General features: G+C 38.6%; 14 protein-coding genes. 5 read left to right on the top strand and 9 right to left on the bottom strand.

Annotated features, from left to right (window positions below):
• Window positions 1-275 precede the first annotated feature (275 nt).
• The gene (locus HXT29_RS05580; protein WP_064340446.1) at window positions 276-2,633 is read left to right on the top strand and encodes a BspA family leucine-rich repeat surface protein; all 2,358 of its coding nucleotides are present in this window, start codon (window positions 276-278) and stop codon (window positions 2,631-2,633) included.
• 187 nt (window positions 2,634-2,820) lie between these two features.
• Here the strand turns inward: HXT29_RS05580 and HXT29_RS05575 are convergent, their stop codons facing one another.
• A complete protein-coding gene (locus tag HXT29_RS05575) occupies window positions 2,821-3,030 on the bottom strand; it encodes a hypothetical protein (RefSeq protein ID WP_004106126.1) in 210 nt (69 codons plus the stop codon).
• Window positions 3,031-3,191: 161 nt separating this feature from the next.
• Between HXT29_RS05575 and HXT29_RS05570 the strand changes: the two genes are divergently transcribed.
• Together HXT29_RS05570 and HXT29_RS05565 are read left to right on the top strand one after the other, a co-directional pair.
• Window positions 3,192-3,896 (top strand): rhomboid family intramembrane serine protease, encoded by a 705-nt coding sequence (locus HXT29_RS05570; protein ID WP_004106124.1) that lies wholly within the window; start codon window positions 3,192-3,194, stop codon window positions 3,894-3,896.
• A 256-nt stretch (window positions 3,897-4,152) separates the two neighbouring features.
• The gene (locus HXT29_RS05565) at window positions 4,153-5,469 is read left to right on the top strand and encodes a THUMP-like domain-containing protein (protein ID WP_116971253.1); all 1,317 of its coding nucleotides are present in this window, start codon (window positions 4,153-4,155) and stop codon (window positions 5,467-5,469) included.
• A gap of 57 nt (window positions 5,470-5,526) precedes the next feature.
• Here HXT29_RS05565 and crgA read toward each other — a convergent pair whose 3' ends face one another.
• On the bottom strand, window positions 5,527-5,919 hold the full coding sequence (gene crgA, locus HXT29_RS05560) for a cell division protein CrgA (RefSeq protein ID WP_004106118.1): 393 nt from the start codon (window positions 5,917-5,919) through the stop codon (window positions 5,527-5,529).
• A 77-nt stretch (window positions 5,920-5,996) separates the two neighbouring features.
• Here crgA and HXT29_RS05555 point away from each other — a divergent pair, with 77 nt between their 5' ends.
• Complete coding sequence (locus HXT29_RS05555; protein WP_004106116.1) at window positions 5,997-6,752, top strand: DUF881 domain-containing protein; 756 nt, start codon at window positions 5,997-5,999, stop codon at window positions 6,750-6,752.
• 45 nt (window positions 6,753-6,797) lie between these two features.
• On the top strand, window positions 6,798-7,904 hold the full coding sequence (locus tag HXT29_RS05550) for a class E sortase (RefSeq protein WP_004106114.1): 1,107 nt from the start codon (window positions 6,798-6,800) through the stop codon (window positions 7,902-7,904).
• A 401-nt stretch (window positions 7,905-8,305) separates the two neighbouring features.
• On the opposite strand, the gene pknB is transcribed toward HXT29_RS05550, so the two are convergent.
• The 7 genes from pknB to HXT29_RS05515 are packed head-to-tail and all read right to left on the bottom strand — an operon-like array spanning window position 8,306 to window position 17,141.
• On the bottom strand, window positions 8,306-10,309 hold the full coding sequence (pknB, locus tag HXT29_RS05545) for a Stk1 family PASTA domain-containing Ser/Thr kinase (protein WP_004106112.1): 2,004 nt from the start codon (window positions 10,307-10,309) through the stop codon (window positions 8,306-8,308).
• On the bottom strand, window positions 10,306-11,268 hold the full coding sequence (locus tag HXT29_RS05540) for a serine/threonine-protein kinase (protein ID WP_004109538.1): 963 nt from the start codon (window positions 11,266-11,268) through the stop codon (window positions 10,306-10,308). The genes pknB and HXT29_RS05540 overlap by 4 nt, the downstream gene beginning before the upstream one ends.
• Window positions 11,265-12,731 (bottom strand): peptidoglycan D,D-transpeptidase FtsI family protein, encoded by a 1,467-nt coding sequence (locus HXT29_RS05535; RefSeq protein WP_004106109.1) that lies wholly within the window; start codon window positions 12,729-12,731, stop codon window positions 11,265-11,267. Before HXT29_RS05535 ends, HXT29_RS05540 begins: the two co-directional genes overlap by 4 nt.
• Window positions 12,724-14,205 carry an FtsW/RodA/SpoVE family cell cycle protein gene (locus HXT29_RS05530; protein ID WP_004106107.1) on the bottom strand — a complete coding sequence of 494 codons (1,482 nt, stop codon included), beginning with the start codon at window positions 14,203-14,205 and terminating at the stop codon, window positions 12,724-12,726. The genes HXT29_RS05535 and HXT29_RS05530 overlap by 8 nt, the downstream gene beginning before the upstream one ends.
• Window positions 14,202-15,866 (bottom strand): PP2C family protein-serine/threonine phosphatase, encoded by a 1,665-nt coding sequence (locus HXT29_RS05525; RefSeq protein ID WP_101885817.1) that lies wholly within the window; start codon window positions 15,864-15,866, stop codon window positions 14,202-14,204. Before HXT29_RS05525 ends, HXT29_RS05530 begins: the two co-directional genes overlap by 4 nt.
• A gap of 3 nt (window positions 15,867-15,869) precedes the next feature.
• Window positions 15,870-16,406: an FHA domain-containing protein FhaB/FipA gene (locus tag HXT29_RS05520; RefSeq protein ID WP_004119723.1), complete on the bottom strand. Its 537-nt coding sequence runs from the start codon at window positions 16,404-16,406 to the stop codon at window positions 15,870-15,872.
• A gap of 33 nt (window positions 16,407-16,439) precedes the next feature.
• Window positions 16,440-17,141 (bottom strand): FhaA domain-containing protein, encoded by a 702-nt coding sequence (locus HXT29_RS05515; protein ID WP_004119721.1) that lies wholly within the window; start codon window positions 17,139-17,141, stop codon window positions 16,440-16,442.
• Window positions 17,142-17,224: the final 83 nt, after the last annotated feature.

The following is a 17,224-nucleotide window of genomic DNA, read 5'->3' as shown; positions in this document are numbered from 1 at the left end:
AATAACGCCTGCGTGAGTTTTGTACTTCCGCAGGCGTTATTGTTTCTAAACTCACTACTGCTTTTCGTAGTGTTATTTATTTCGTAGTGTTATTTATTTGCATAGTTACGTTATTTATGCATATATTTTTATTTTTAATCTTTTGAAGAAATTGTAAATATTGTTATTTTATTTTGCATGCACCTACCATTTGACACTAATAACTCCTAGAATAGCAATGTATTTTCAACAATATTCGCATGCCTTTAGTTGCGTGCTTTATTAAAGAAGGTTTTATGAAGAAGAAGAGTATACGCTTATCGTATTCATACATAATTACAGCAGTTATATGCGCTCTCGCGCTTTTGTTTAGTTTTGCAGCAAACAGCTTTGCTTTAACTTCTCGCGCAACTGCGCAGTCAACGCAACAGTCACAAAATAATAAACAAACGAATACCCCCCCCCTGAAACAAACTGATAGAAGCACAACTCAAACAAATAACACTGAACTACAATCTCTTAAACCATTAGACGAAAATATTTACGGCAAAGTTGACGTAAGTAAATGGACTGTTACAGTAAATGGCACAAGCGCGACCATTGAATCTTACAATGGCGATAAAAAGCATGTAGTTGTTCCAACGCTTGCAGATCTTAAAGATGATACAACTAATGGAAGCAAGTACAAAGGTGTTACTAGCTTAAGCATTGCAGAGAACACTTTATCTGGATTAATTGATAAAAATCAAACTGACACTACAAATAACACTAAAACTATTGCTATTTCTCATAATGGCAATCCTGTTAATATGCCTGACACTAACTTAAGTTATTTGTTTGCAAGCACAAAGCTTACACATATTGATCTTGCTAATTTACATACAGGTAGAATTACTGGTTTACATAGAACATTCTTTGACAATGGGGAACTTCAAACTATAAAAGGCATAGAGAATTGGGATGTAAGTACTGTTACTAGTTTAGAAGAACTATTTTCTCAATGCTATGTTTTGGTAGATCTTCCTAACTTATCTAGCTGGAATACTTCTAAAGTAACGAACATGGATTATGTATTCAACGGATTAAAAATAGTGCCAGATAAAGATTTTGGATTCTTGAGCAAATGGAAAACCGACAATGTCACAACAATGGACAGCATGCTTGCACAATGCTATGAGTTGAGATCAGTAGAACCATTGAAGAATTGGAACACTGCTAAAGTAACGATTATGAAAGATATGTTCTATGCTGCAGACATAAGAGATTTATCTCCACTTGCTAACTGGAATGTTAAAAACGTTACTAATATGCAACAGATGTTTATTTCTAACTATAATCTCGAAGACTTCTCTGGTTTAGGTAAGTGGCAGCTTAATCACGATGTCAATATGAACAGAATGTTTTCAAAACTTACCGGTACATTAATAGCTAAAGATTGGAAGTCTGTTACAAGTTATAAGAATAGTCCACTGTTTATTAAAATTATCAATAATATGGCACAAGGAGAAGAACAAGGGCCTTATAACAGATCAGGAATCGGCGCAATTTTCATAACTGATGGACCCTTTGTTAAGGAAATAAAAAATATAAGTGGATTCCACCATTGTGTGCGCCTCTATCATTCTCGCAAAGATTATGACGATAAAAAAGCTCCTTTTGCAACTATCAAAATGCCAGTAGTCTACTACAGCACAAGCATTGATGCTTCAAATAAAGATGCACAACGAAACGTTGTTCTTGCGGAAGCTCAGAAAAAAGTCAATAACTGGATAAAAGAAAAAGAAAAGAAAGATAATAAAAAATACGTAATTACAGATACCATTTTCGACAAGTTCAAAAACAGCTACAATGACGCTCATTTAACAGCTAACGCATCATTTGTTATTGAAGAAGTAAAATACAAAAAAACTATTACGCAAACTATAACAGTTCACGATCAGCCGGGCGAGCCAGAATATACTATTATTCGCAAAAGAGAGATTCATCGTACTCTTAAAACTGATAGCAAAGGCAATAAAGTGTTAAGCCCTTGGTCTAAAGCTGTTTTTGAGAAGTTTACACTTCCTCAAATTAAGGGATATAGTGTTATGCCAGTAGAAAAAGCTTCTACTACTGTCAATATTAAAGATGATGTTTATTATGTTCAATACAATAAGCAAACAACCACCGATACCGGCACGCAAACTGATACACCGGAAACAACCGACACTGGCACTGGCACAGATACAGTGACAGATACGCCAGAAACCACTGATACTGGAACACAAACAGATCCAGAACCACAAAAGCCTGCAAATCCAGATCACTCAAATGTTCCAGACAAGCCGAATATTATTTACGTTCAAACTATGCCAAATAATGCCGGCACACAAAATCAAAAAGATCAACAAAATAACGATACTTCGCCTGCTTGCAATTGTGATTGTTCCGCTAAAAATATCGGTAATAACGAAAATAAAAGAAACAACCAGTCTGCAAATAGCACTTCTAACGCATCGCACACTGAACAAAATAATGCGTCAAAAAATCTATTAGCAGCAACAGGTTCTGCAACGCAATATGCAGCATTACTGTCGTTGTTCATTGCAACCTCCGTTGGATCGTTCTCCTTGGGCAAACTGCGTTTCAAAAAGCGCAAGCATGCAATTAAGTAATACTGCTGCGTAAATTACATAAAAGGCGGAAGCTGTTAATCAGTTTCCGCCTTTTTGTGTAGATTTTAGTTAAATTGCATGTAAGACAAACGCTTTTGTTTGCAACAATTCTTTAGTAATTACAAATAAAGGCGACTACGAATATACGCAATCGCCTTTATTTTGGACTGTATAAAGCAAATGTCACTTATGCCTCAGCGGCAGGAGTATCGTTAGCTTCTTTCTCTTCTTTTTCTAACCCTAGGTCAATTGGCGAAGAACTGTTCTCCCATGGTTCCTCCCAAGGGTCATAATCAGGATTATGCTGCTTGTACACATACAACGCAGCAATACCTGCGAGCAGTGCTCCGAAGAGCAGTGCAAAGAACTTCCAACCGCCAGAGGATCTGTTCTCCATGATGGCTCCTTTCCGGTTAAGCTGACCTGCTCGTCCAAGTCAACAATCTATACCGCTTTTTGTCGCGTAATAACTATCATAGTTGCTTTTCTTCAGAGTTGCATCTTTTTTAAATAATGTTATTGATTAAATTTGTGAAGTAAAACCGATATCATAAGCATATGCACAACTTTGATATTAAAAATATTTTAAATAATATAAGACTTCGTTTTAACACAACCACAGCCATTTTAGTATATTCATGCATTTTTATTTGGATATTGGAAATGGTACTAAACTTTGCATATCCAAATTATTATTCGACTCTAATAAGCTATACTGCGTTTCTTCCAATTACTGCGTTACAAACACCTTGGACTTGGTTCACATCAATGTTTGTTCACGCACCAAATTTAACCCATATTTTCTTCAATATGCTATGTCTTTGGTCGCTCGGAGTTGAATTAGAACGATTCTTCGGTAAATGGAAGTTTTTTGGATTGTATTTAATATCCGGCTTTGGCGGAAGCGTAGCTGATATCGTATGGTGCAAACTCACTAATAATTGGTTCGTTGCTTCATACGGTGCTTCGGGAGCTATTATGGGGCTTATAGGTGCACTTCTCGTAGCACAATGGCGACTAGGAGAAAACATGCGAGGAACAATTATTTGGATTGCTATTACTCTCGCTATGCCAATTATTGTACCTAATATCGCTTGGCAATCACACGTTGGAGGCTTAATTTCGGGTACTGCAATTGCAGCATTGCTCGGAGTACAAAATCCGCTACTTAAAAAAGCTTCGTTTAATACGCGTTTCTTAGTATATTTTGTATCACTATTTGCTATTCTCACTGCTTGTGCAATGTTTTGTTTGAAGGCATGATTTATTAAATTACACACGTGTAGTTTTCCACCAATGTGCACAGGATTGTGTATAAGTTGTGCCTAAATTGGTGACAACTATATAAGTTATCCACATAGTTAATCACAAACGTTGATAACTTGCCTTTTGTGAACCTGTGCACAAGTGTATAAGAGTTATCCACAATTTAAGTTTTTTGTGGACTAAACTATCGACTACATAATTTTAAAATTTACTTGCTCTAAAATTTTCTACACCTCCATAAGGAATGAGATTTATGTCTACACTTCAAGTTCCAAAAACAATAGAACCAGCAAACGCTTCTACACTCACTTTTATTAAAGAAAACGCACAATTGTCGCCAAGCAAAGCTGCTCTTAAAGCTCCACGCAACGCGAATATCGACATACCGTTTGCAATTAACCAAATAGCAGGCAGACAGATCGCGCAACAAAAACTGCCAAAATGGGCTTCCTGCAACGAAGTTATATACCCTGCGCATATTTCTATGGAACAGTGTTCTTCTCAATCAACAGCACAATACAAGGCAAATGTTGCAAAAGAATTACTCAACAAATTAAATTCAGAAAATTTTAGTAGCACACTTGTGGACCTTACTGGCGGCTTTGGCGTTGATTGCACAATAATGTCTGAAGTTTTCGATTCTGTTATTTGTATTGAACAGCAAAACGAACTTTCTAGCATTGCACATCACAATATGAATGCACTTGGTATTACAAACGTAAAATGCTACAACAACAATAGCCTTGATGCACTCAAAAATATTCCTAAGTCAACGATAATATACGTCGATCCAGCTCGCCGTAACAAACAAGGATCTCGCACATACGCTATTGAAGATTGCGCTCCAAACGTATTAGATCTTAAAAATCAGTTGCTCACTAAAGCAGAAATAGTAATTATTAAACTTTCTCCAATGCTTGATTGGCACAAAACAGTTAGTGATTTCAGTGGCAATGTAGAAGCCGTACATATAGTCGCACATAATAACGAGTGCAAGGAACTATTGATAATACTCAGTAACTCTCAGCACACAAAAGTACCAGTATATTGTGCAAACGATGATCAGATAACTGTTATACAAGCAACTTACAATACTTCAACAAATCAGGTGTCAATACAGCCTGAATCAAATGTTTTAAATAATAGAGAAGACAATAATAAAAAAGATGAAATTTTAGATATAAATAACTGGCCAGAATGGTCACAATACGTTTATGAGCCAAATGCAGCAATCATGAAAGCTGGCTGTTTTTCAGTGTTAGAAACTCAATACAATATACAACAAATCAGTGCGAATAGTCATGTTTATGTATCGGAAGAATACTACTCAGAATTTCCAGGAAAGACATGGAAAATTGAAAATATATGCAGCATGAATAAACGCGAGATAAAACAAACTTTTGCTGATATTACTCATGCAAATATTGTTACTCGTAACTTTCCAATATCTGTAGAAGCATTGCGCAAAAAATTAAACCTACAAGATGGCGGAAATACAAGAATTATTGCAACAACTGATAACAATAAAAATCACATACTTATTCGAGCAGTAGCAGCAACAAAAAAGTAGCTACGCAACATTTGCATAGCTACTTTTAAAACATATTAAAACAGTTTGTTTTACAGACTAACGCCACCACATTGTCATAATGAATCCAGTCATTACTATTACTAATGCAATAACTAAATTCCATGCACCAATTCCAGGAATTGGAAGCACAGGGTTCAAATAATAAACAACAGCCCAAATTAATCCAACGACCATTAATGTGCAGAACAGCGGCACAAACCATGCAGCATTAGCTTTTGTGCCTTTAATGCTTTCTTCGACACGTCGTCTATTTTCAGCTTGTCTCTGCATCATTTGCTGAATCTGTGGAGAAAGCGTTGCTTTATCCGCAGTAGCATTCAACACTGCTTCAACTTCGTCCATAGGAACGCCATAAGTATTCTCATTTGACGTATCGCTCTTCTTTGCAGCGTCGTCAGCTGCAGTCGTGTGCAATTCTTCATCAGCCATAACTGTAACTCTCCAATCAATCGGCTACACGCTATAATAGTGGTTACACTCGAACGCGTGAAGGATGAAGATAAAATATGGCTAAGAGAACTGGGAAACATCGTGCTCAACACTCGCTGTTAAGCAGTTTTGCTGTTGCCGTTGCAGTATTTCTTACCGGCTATTTATTCGTTCTTAATTTGCGCGTAAACCGCTCTGCTTTTGTGACTTCTAATACGAGTCAAATGGTTGAAAGAAATTCGCAGCGCACAAAAAATTTACGAGAAGATATAAAATCTTTAGATTCTAAAATTAATTTACTTAATAAAACGCTCGGCAGCAGCACTAGTGAAGGAAAAGAATCTTCTGATACTGGAAGTAGTACCGTACTTCCAAAACTTGAAGGACCTGGAATTGTTGTAACTCTTAACGACTCTCCTCTATGGAAAGGCGCAGTTAATGGTTCCGGAACATCCGGAAATATTAATGATTACGTAATCCACCAGCAGGATATTGAAGCTGTAGTAAATGCTTTGTGGCGCGGCGGAGCAGAAGCAATAACTATTCAGGATCAGCGAGTATTATTTAACTCCGCAGTTGTTTGTATTGGTAACGTTCTTATGTTGCAAGGTCATCAGTACTCGCCACCGTATAAAATATCTGCTATTGGTCCAATGGATAGCATGGTTGATGCTCTAAACAATTCACCAGCCATACACACCTACAAGGAGTATGTAAGTTCGTTTGGATTAGGATGGAAAGTGGAGAAAAAGAATAATCTGCGATTCCCCGAAGCATCGGCCTTGTTGCAACCATTAAGGTACGCAACAGTTCCTAAAGTGCTAAACAAATAAAATATGTTGCAAAGTCTTCATACATCAATAAAGGAGTAGCACACTATGCAATCTGCTAATATGCAGGAAGGAAAAACGAAGCGTAGCAGCTCGAATTTCTGGTGGCAAGCCGCTGGAATTATTGGCGAACTGTTGATAGCTTTTGCAGTTATTTGCGCATTGTACATTGCATGGCAAATGTGGTGGACTGGAGAGCAGGCTGAGCACACTCAAGTAGAGGCACGTCAAGCAATATCTTGGCAAAACCCAAAAACTGGCGATAAAACGAAGATTGCTTTACCACAGAATACTGACCCACCTGCTTTAAGCAAACCAAAGTCTGAAGACCTTGTAGCTCGTTTATACATACCACGTTTTGGAAATCAGTGGGAACGAAATGTTGTAGAAGGCATTACGCCAGACATCTTAAGCAAGCGTGGTTTAGGTCATTATCCAACCACACAAATGCCTGGCGCAATAGGTAATTTCGCAGTAGCAGGTCACCGAAATGGTTATGGTCAGCCATTGGGAGATGTAGACTTACTGAAGCCTGGCGACGCAATAGTAGTTCGTACAAAGGATTATTGGTTCGTCTATAAGTACACTTCTTACAAGATTGTTACACCAGATCACGGTGAAGTTATTGATGCAAATCCTGATCATCCTGGTGAGAAACCAACAAAACGTATGCTTACTCTTACAACTTGCGAACCTAAGTATACTGCTGCAACTCATCGCTGGATTAGCTACGCAAAATTCGCTTATTGGGCAAAGATTAGCGATGGCATTCCAAAAGAACTTTCTACTATTGATGAGCAAGGAAAAGTGAAGTTTATTAACAATGAGCAACAATCTCTAGTTTCTCATCTTTCTTCACTAGTGCCAGTTATGGTGGTTGTTTTATTAGTGTATGTGATGATTTTCGCAGCAGGAGCAATCGCTTGGCAATGGCCAGAACTTCGCGCTATTCATTCTGGATTAAAGAAAAAGCCTGATGCAAGCATTTTTGGCGGTCTTTTGCGCATACAACCAGGTATTACAGCGATTCGTTGGATTCTTTCGATTCTGATTTATTTCTTCATTGTATTAGCATTATTCCAGTGGATTTTCCCTTGGGCCGCATCTACAATTCCATTCCTTCAGCAGATGTCTAATTACTCAACAACTGTATGATAACGGGTTAAGTAGTAAGTTTTAAATATTCTTACGATTGCTTTAAAACTTACAAAATAAAAACATTTAAGGCGATTGCGTATGAAGTGCAGTCGCCTTTTGTTTATATTAATAAAATAAAAGCCTATAGAAACACATAAAATAACGCATTGCTATAAAACTATGTCTAAATAAACAAACATATCTTAAACAGCTATTTTTTCGTTTTATCACATACTTTGCAACCTAATATAAGTCTATTTTTGCAGATCTATTTTCACGCATCAATTTTTATAAGTAATATATGGATTTTATTAGAGATACAAACATTAGAGATACAAAAATGCTGCTTGCTCTACTTTTCTTGTAGAACAAGCAGCATATACATTATTTTTACAGACTTAATCTAACACAAATCTAAATCAGTCTGAATCAGACGAAGAACCAAGGCTTGGACGTGTAACTAATGTAATCGCTTTGCCCTTCTCAACCTTGCTTCCTGCTTCCTCAGACATGCTCATGACTATATCGTCATCTTTTGCCATTGAATCAGATACTACTCTCAAACCTTTTGCTTCAAGTATTTTCTTCGCCTGTTTGAAGGTAACAGTACCAAGATCTATACTAGGAACTTCAACTTTCGAAGCACCTTGAGAAACGTACACAGTAATAGAGCTGTGTGGTTTAACAGAGGAACCAGACGACGGATTTAGTCGAGTTACAGAACCTTCAGGCACATTATCTGAATCTTCCTTAACTACATCCGTAGTAAAACCAAAATTCTCTAATTGGCTAACCACAATGTCTTTGCTTTGACCAACAAGACCGTCAGGAATTTTAGTTAAGCCGGATGCAATATATAAAGTAATTAATGTACCCTTATCAGCAAACGAATCTGCGTCAGGATCTGTGCGAGTTACATGATCTTTCTTAATATCTGCACTATCTTCTACTCGAACATTAGCAATCTTAAACCCAGCACGCTCAAGCATTTTACGAGCAGCTTCTTGCGTTTTACCACTTACATCTGGCACGCGAGTTGATTGTGGTCCAACCGAGAACCATACAGTCACCTTGGATCCAGAAGCAACATGCTCACCTCCACGCGGTGATTGCTTAGTAAAAGTTCCCTCAGGTTGAGAAGAATGATCATCTTCACGAATATCTGGAACCAAACCAAGTGCACGCAACTTTTCACGAGCAGCATCCTGCGTTGTTGTCTCCATAAATGTTGGAACTACAACATCTCCAGTAGCACGACTTCGGTTGAGCATAAACAGCACACCCAGAAGAACTAATACTGTTACTAATACTCCAACTATAGATCCGATTACTACTCGTTTACGACGTTGCGCTTGCATTGTTGCTCTTTGTGACGCGCGCGTGCTAGGAGAAAATGCAATATTTGCAGATTCAACTTGACCAGTAATAGGATTAAACGATTGAGTTGCAGCACCATCTGTCATGCCCATAGCCATAGTTGCAGCATTCTGTTCAGCCTGCTTACGCGCCTTCATATTAGCTAAATCAGTCAATGGATTAAACGCTGCTGCAACAGGCACTCCACCGTTCATAAACGCTAGAATGTCATTCTTAAACTCTGATGCTGTGGCATATCTATTTTGTCTATCTTTTGCCATTGCTTTAGCACAAATCTTGTCCCACATAGCAGGCATGCCTGGAACAAGTGTGCTAAGAGGTGTCGCCACTTCCGAAACATGCTGATATGCGATGGCAACAGCTGAATCTCCAATAAAAGGAGGACGTCCAGTTAGCATTTCATACAGCACACACCCTGCAGAATACAAATCAGAGCGCATATCTACTTGTTCACCACGAGCCTGCTCTGGAGACAAATATTGTGCTGTTCCAACAACACCTTGAGACTGTGTCATAGTTGTTGCAGAATCATCAAGAGCTCTAGCTATTCCAAAATCCATGACTTTTACTAAGCCTTGTTCAGAAATCATAATATTTCCAGGCTTAATATCGCGGTGAATAATACCCATTCTGTGCGAATACTCTAAAGCATTGAGCACGCCAAGCATAACTTGTTCAGCGTCTCTCTGACTTAAAGCTCCATTCATTTTTAGAATATCGCGTAATGTTTTACCTTTAATGTATTCCATTACAAGATACGGTAAACGCTCTTCTAAGCCATTTTCTGCTATAACAGATTCTTCTCCAGAATCATAAATATTCACAATATTAGGATTGTTCATCTGCGCAATGGCATGCGCTTCCCTGCGGAATCGCGAAAGGAAAATCTCATCGTTCGCTAAATCGGAACGCATAATTTTCACAGCAACTGTACGACCTAAGCGCTTATCAACAGCAACACGCACTTCTGCCATGCCGCCACGGCCAATAAGCTCCCCTAATTCGTATCGACCATTCGCTAATGAGGTGGGCATTGTGGTATTCATTGCTGCTCCTTGCGATCATTGGTATTAAAAATATTAATAATATTTACTTGGTTTTGCGGCATACTTTTAATACATCTTCGTTGTCGCAAATTTGTAGAAAGTACTCCTGTTGTATTGTTGAAGGCTGTTTCTTGATCTAGCAGTCTGCGCTCAATACGAGATAATACTTTCGACACGACTAATGCATCTTTTGGACGATCTTTTGGATTCTTTGCAAGCATAGACATAATAAACTGTTGCAATTGCAAATCAACATTTTCTGGCAAAGGTGGCACAGGATCATTAACATGTGCAGCAGCAATATCTACCGGCGTTGCTCCAGTAAATGGACGATGTCCACACAAGCCTTCATATGCCACAACACCTAACGAATAAATATCAGATTGTGCAGTAGCTTGCTCACCTTGCGCTTGTTCTGGAGAAATATATTGAGCTGTTCCAACTACCATGCCATCTTGAGTGATTTGTTCTTGGTCGCTGGAATATGACACGCCAAAATCTGTGATTTTCACATTGCCAGTATCAGAAACCATAATATTTGCAGGTTTTACATCGCGATGAATTACACCATGAGAATGAGCTACAAAAAGCCCTCGAGCTGTTTGAATAAGAATAGGAAGTAACTTAGTAGGATCAATTATTTTTTCTTTATGATACAAATCTGCCAATGATTTACTTGGCACATATTCCATAATTAAGAATCCAATACCATCGTGCTCATAATAGTCAAATAATGCTGCAATATTAGGATGCGCTAAATTGGCAGAATTATGCGCTTCAGCACGAAGACGACGTAATTTTGCTTCAACGTTTACGGTATCTGTACGTAACGCCTTAATGGCAACAATTCGCCCAAGTTGAATATCAAAGCCTTTCCAAACTTCTCCCATACCGCCTTGAGCAAGGCGGCGATCAAGTCTATAACGATGATGAACTAACTGTCCTTCAACGAGTTTCATTGTTTAAGCGCCTCCTCCATCACTTGTCGCATAATAGGTCCTGCCGCGTAACTACCAAATGTACTTGTGTTATGTACTATAACTGCTATAGCTATTCTAGGATTTTCAGCAGGAGCAAATCCAATAACCCAACCATTAGCAGCTTGATTATACATTCCAATCTGTGCAGTACCTGTTTTAGCAGCAACATGAATATTAGGTAAAGCAAGATTAGGATTTTCTTTTGTAACAACAGCCTGCATCATAGAAGTTAATTTAGATGCACTGTCACTACTCATTACTTGGTTCATAACGGTTGGTCTAGTTTGTGACAATACTGACAAATCACTAGATCTTACACAATCAACAAGAGTAGGCTTCATCAATGTTCCATTATTTGCAATAGCTGCCGCAATCATAGCATTTTGCAAAGGTGTAACCTTAGCATCACCTTGACCTATTGATTCCAGAGCTAGTCTATCTGGAGTTGGCTTAATAGAAAAAGTAGATTTCACGGATCGCATTGGGAATCCAGTAGAATCAGAACCATCAATAGACAGCGAATCGAAGAATCCAAACTTTCTTGCTTGCTTTACAATTACGTCAGATCCTAAAGAATTACCCAATTGAGCAAAAGCAGTATTAGACGAATATGCTAAAGCATCCTCAAAAGATATTTTTCCATCAACGCCATTCGCTTGGTAAGTGACATTTGTAAGAGACGTCTTGGTTCCAGGCAAAACATAGCTCGCACCAGCAGGTATTTTCGTATCAGGCTTGTATTTTCCAGATTCTAATGCTGCTGCTGCAACAACAGTTTTGAACGTAGAGCCAGGAGCATAAAGCTCAGAAACAGCACGATTCAGCATAGGATTTGACACATCTGATGTTATTCTCTCATACGATTTATTTACTTCATTAATATTGTGAAGAGCAAGATCATTCGGATCATAACTTGGAGTGCTTACCATGGCGCGAATTCTTCCGGTTTTTGGCTCAATTGCAACTAAAGCTGCGTCTTTGCCTTTAAGAAGATTGTAAGCAAGATTTTGCAAGCGTGAATCAATTGACGTCTCTATAGAAGCTCCGCGATTAGTTGCTCCAGTAAATAATGAACGGAATTTTTGCCAGAACAGAGCGTCTGATTCTCCACTTAATAAGCTATTGCGAGAAGCTTCAATTCCTCTATCTGCACGCTGGCTAATAGAAAAATATCCAGTAACTGGAGCATATACTAATCCGTTAGAATACTGACGTTGATACACAAAAGCATCTTTAGATGGTTCAGATTTCGCTATAACTGTGCCATCTGATGTAAGTATTGCTCCACGTGGAGCACCAAACTCATGGTATAAAGCTCTGCGATTTCGAGGATCAGAATTTAGAGCATTCGCTTTAATAGAAGTAATAATTGTACTTGAAATACCAAGTATTACAAAAAGTACCAATACTGCAGTAAAAAGTTCTCTAAGACTTTTATTCATTGTTATCACCTCTCTCTGAAGAGGAAATAACAGCAGAAGCATCTATATTATTTTCATAATCTGTATTGTTATATTCGCTATTATTTGTATTCGTATTAGCTCGCTCTCGCAATTCACGCTCGCGCAACGCTGCTAAGGCAGCGTATTGGAAAGTATCTGAAACAGGAGCAGATTCAGGTTTATTTGCAGCGTGAGAAATAACAATAAGCAAAGATGCAAGCAAATAATTTGCCACTAAAGAAGAGCCTCCAGCTGCCATATACGGCAAAGTTAAACCGGTTAATGGAATAACCAAAGTAATTCCACCAACAACAGTAAACACTTGGAAAGCCATAGTAAAAACAAGCCCTGAAGCTAATAATTTTCCAAAGCCATCTTTAATTTTCATTGCAGTAATCATTCCAGATGCAATAATAATTAAATACAAAACCAATACGGCTAGAAGCCCAGTAAGACCAAGCTCTTCACCAACAGAAGCATAAATAAAATCAGAATTAGCTAGCGGTGTTATAGAAGGATGACCTTGTCCTAAACCTGTTCCGGTTGTTCCTCCAGCAGCCAAACCAAACAATCCAGATACAATTTGCGCTGAGCCACCAGGGAAACGATTATAGACCGCATTATCAAATGGATGAAGCCACGAATCCACACGATATTGCACATGTGCGAATAACTTTACTGCCATCAAGCATCCAGCTACAAAAGCAATACCTCCAACAGCAATCCACCCTCTGCGACCTGTTGCAACATACAACATTGACACAAACATTGCGAAGAACATCAATGACGTTCCAAGATCATGCTGAATAACGAGCACGCCCATTGATGCGGCCCATACTAAAGCAATAGGTCCCATGTCTTGTAAGCGAGGAAGGTGAATTCCCAAAACTTTATTTCCACCTACAGCAAGTCGATCACGATGATTAAACAGATACGCTGCAAAGAAGAACGACAGGAAAAGCTTAGCAAACTCTCCTGGCTGCACTGTGTGATCACCAAAACCTATCCAAATTCTTGCTCCACCAATTTCTTTACCTAATCCAGGAACCATAGGTGAAAGCAAAAGAATCAAGCCTATGACCATATTCACATAAGAAAAACGCCTTAAAATGCGATAATCATTCAAAAGAATAACGAAAATAATTGATAATACCAGTGCCGCACAAATCCACACCATTTGTTTTATTGCAACATTTGTATTATTTTGCCTATCAATTCTAGCTATAAGAACTGTTCCAATTGCAGTTAAAAGCATAATACAAGGTAAAATAGCTTGACTTGCATATGGCTGTTTAACAAGAAGAACACCCCAAAATACGAAAAACAGTGCCATAACGAGAATCAACATTGCTGCATAATTAGCAGAAATATAACCGTCAATACGGAAAAACATCTGTAAAAATGCCATGCCAGAAAGCAACGTTGCAAAAAGCAACAATGCTATCTGTCTGATACGCGTAGCAATCATATTCATGAGGTTTTACCCCCCTGCTTCGCATTATCTTTATTTTTATTTATTTTATTTTCTAATTTCTTTTGATTCTGTTCATTAAGTTTTTCTTGTTCTCGTGCACGCATTTCTCGACGAATTAACGAAGCATGACCACGAGCCTCAACTAAGCTGCCAAAACTAATGCCTTCTTTTAATTGATCCTGCCAAGATCTATCTAGTTTATTAACAGGGATGTCAGTAGATTCCACTTCATGAGATAATGCAATACCGAAAATATTTGTTGGCACTCCTTGGTAGATAACAACTTTGTTACTGTCTTTTCCAATATAATATTGCGTTTGAGTCCACGCATATACTCCGTAGCCTACTCCAGAAATAACAAATAATACTAACAATATTCCCAAAGATATGCCTATGCGAGTCCACCTGCGCCTCAATGAATGAGCACGATGTGCCTCATCCTGCTCATGTTTAACAGCACGAGCAACATCTGGATCATGAGGATCCGTTGAAACTTTACCATTCTTTTTTTTGACTATAGGAATCTCATTAGTGTCAGGTGTATGTAATTCTCCAACTTCTTCACGAATGTGTGAAGGTTGCACAATTCTTGTAATAGATATTGTTCCTTCATCTGGATTTTTAGAATTATCATCATCTTGAGCTAGCGCGGCTGCTCGTTGAGCTGGTGAATTCTTATCTTCGCGCAATGCCGGTGCTGAAGCTACTGCTTTATTTACGATATCTGCAATTGACTCGAGATCCTTACTTGCAGCTCCTCCAATAAGTGGAGTTTGATGCGGAAGATCAAATGCATCAGCATCAAGTGCAAGCGTTGCATCTGCAATAACGGCTGTAACATTATCTGTACTACCAGCACGAAGTGCCATAGATACTAATTTTTGAGCGCATTCTTCTTGATTAGAAATACTACTCATCACATCTTGAATAGTTGAATCTTCAAGAACTCCACACAATCCATCAGAGCAAAGAAGCCAACGGTCAGAAGGATGAGCTGAACGCAAAGCAATATCAGGACGAGGATCTATATCAAAATCACCTAATACTCGCATAACAACATTTCGTTGAGGATGATTTCGCGCTTCTTCAGGCGTAATATGACCTGTATCAATCAAATGCTGAACATAACTATGATCAGTAGTCATGCGCATAAGATGATTATCTCTTAGTAGATACGCTCTAGAATCACCTAAATGAGCCAGAACCCAGTATCCTCTTACAAGAGTTACTGCAGTCACTGTCGTTCCCATTCCAGCAAGACGGCGCTCACGCTTAGCTTTACCAACAATCGCATCATGAGCAGCCATAATCGATGTTTCCATCATTGAAGAAACAGTCTTAACATCATGCGGTCTTGAATCTTGTTCAATATGTGCAAGAGAACGAATCGCTATAGTAGAAGCTGTATCTCCTCCAGCATGACCACCCATTCCGTCGCAAATTGCAGCTAAATGTTCACCAGCAAATGCAGAATCTTGATTATTACTACGAACAGTTCCAACATCACTGACAGCCGTAGCATACATAAAAAGTATTTTTTCTACAGAATTTGCGCGATTTTCTTTAATATCATTTTTATCTGTTATAGATGATATTTTTTCTATTTGCCCAGTAACTGCGGTCTGAATTTCTTCTTCGTTATTTGAATTGATTTGTTTCATTTGTTACCTCAATTCAAACATTGTTGCGCCGATTCGCACAGAAGTACGCGGAGCTAATATAACAGGCTCAGTAACACGATTATGACCAATCATGGTTCCATTTGTGCTGCCTAAATCTTCAAGAACCCAAGAATTAACTGATTGATTAAAATAAACACGAGCATGGTGTGAAGATACAAATTCATCGTTTAAGACGACCGTATTAGAAGCAGCACGACCAAGAGTCACACCAGCAGCGTTCAATGGGAATGAAGATCCTGCCAAAGGTCCATCAATAACAACTAACAAAGTTGGAGAACCGGATGTATTTTCTTGATTTTCTGCTTTGGTAAATACTGGCGTCTCACGCACTTGCATAACTTGTGAAAACTTTGCTTCACGAGAATTACGACGAGAACTTTTCTTCCAAAAACGAGATTTTTTAGGACTAAATACTTCAATATCGCAGCGAAGCGAACGGATAGCGCACCATACAAAAATCCAGAGTAAGACTAGAAAGCCATACTTAAGTATTGCAAACGTTAATTCAGTGAACATCATGCGCGTTATCGTCTCCTAGCTCGGAAATACTTACTACTCCTGGTCTTGAGACGATGCCCAATAAAGAATACGCGTACGACCAATAGTAATAGTGTTGCCATCAACCAATGTTGCTGCAGGAACCTGATGACCTTCTACATATGTACCATTAGTAGATCCAAGATCACGAGCAATAACACCGTCAGGAGTTATATCAATACCAAGATGATGACGAGAAATACCTGGATCATCTATTACAATATCGCAACCAGACCCACGTCCTAAAATAGTACGATCCTTTGTAAGCAGGTACTGGTTACCATTAATTTCAAGCATAGGATGATTCTGTTGCTGATCGTCTGTGGTAACAGGAACAGCATTACCCTGAACAGATTCAGATGTCAAATGGAAATTACCTTTAGTTAATTCCAAATCCTCTTCAAAAATAACAACTACAGGTCCTACGAAAGCATAATGCTGACTCTTAGCATATTGAGTAAGATTATCTGCAAGCTCATTAGCTAATGCCTCACTGCCCCATTGTTCAATATGATCAAAATCAGGCGTACTCAGCTTAAAACGATACTCATTTGGAGCAACTGTGTGATCTCTGCCAATAGGCATGGCTTCAGCGTCAATTTCACGTTCCAAAGCACTCGAAAAATCGACTGGCTGCAAATCTTTGGAGCCGAATTTTGCGAAGACGCCGTTCATTGCACCTTCCACGCTCTTCTCAAATCGGTCAAACACGCTCATGGTAAACCCTTTCTATCTGTTCATCATAGTACTCGTCACCGGGTACGGTGTTCAACTACCACACGCTTTTCTTCTAATATATT

This window comes from Gardnerella sp. DNF00550, assembly GCF_049262685.1.
Classification (GTDB): Bacteria; Actinomycetota; Actinomycetes; order Actinomycetales; family Bifidobacteriaceae; genus Bifidobacterium; species Bifidobacterium leopoldii.
Note: the sequence above shows the minus strand (reverse complement) of the source record. Positions and strands in the feature narration are given on the sequence as shown.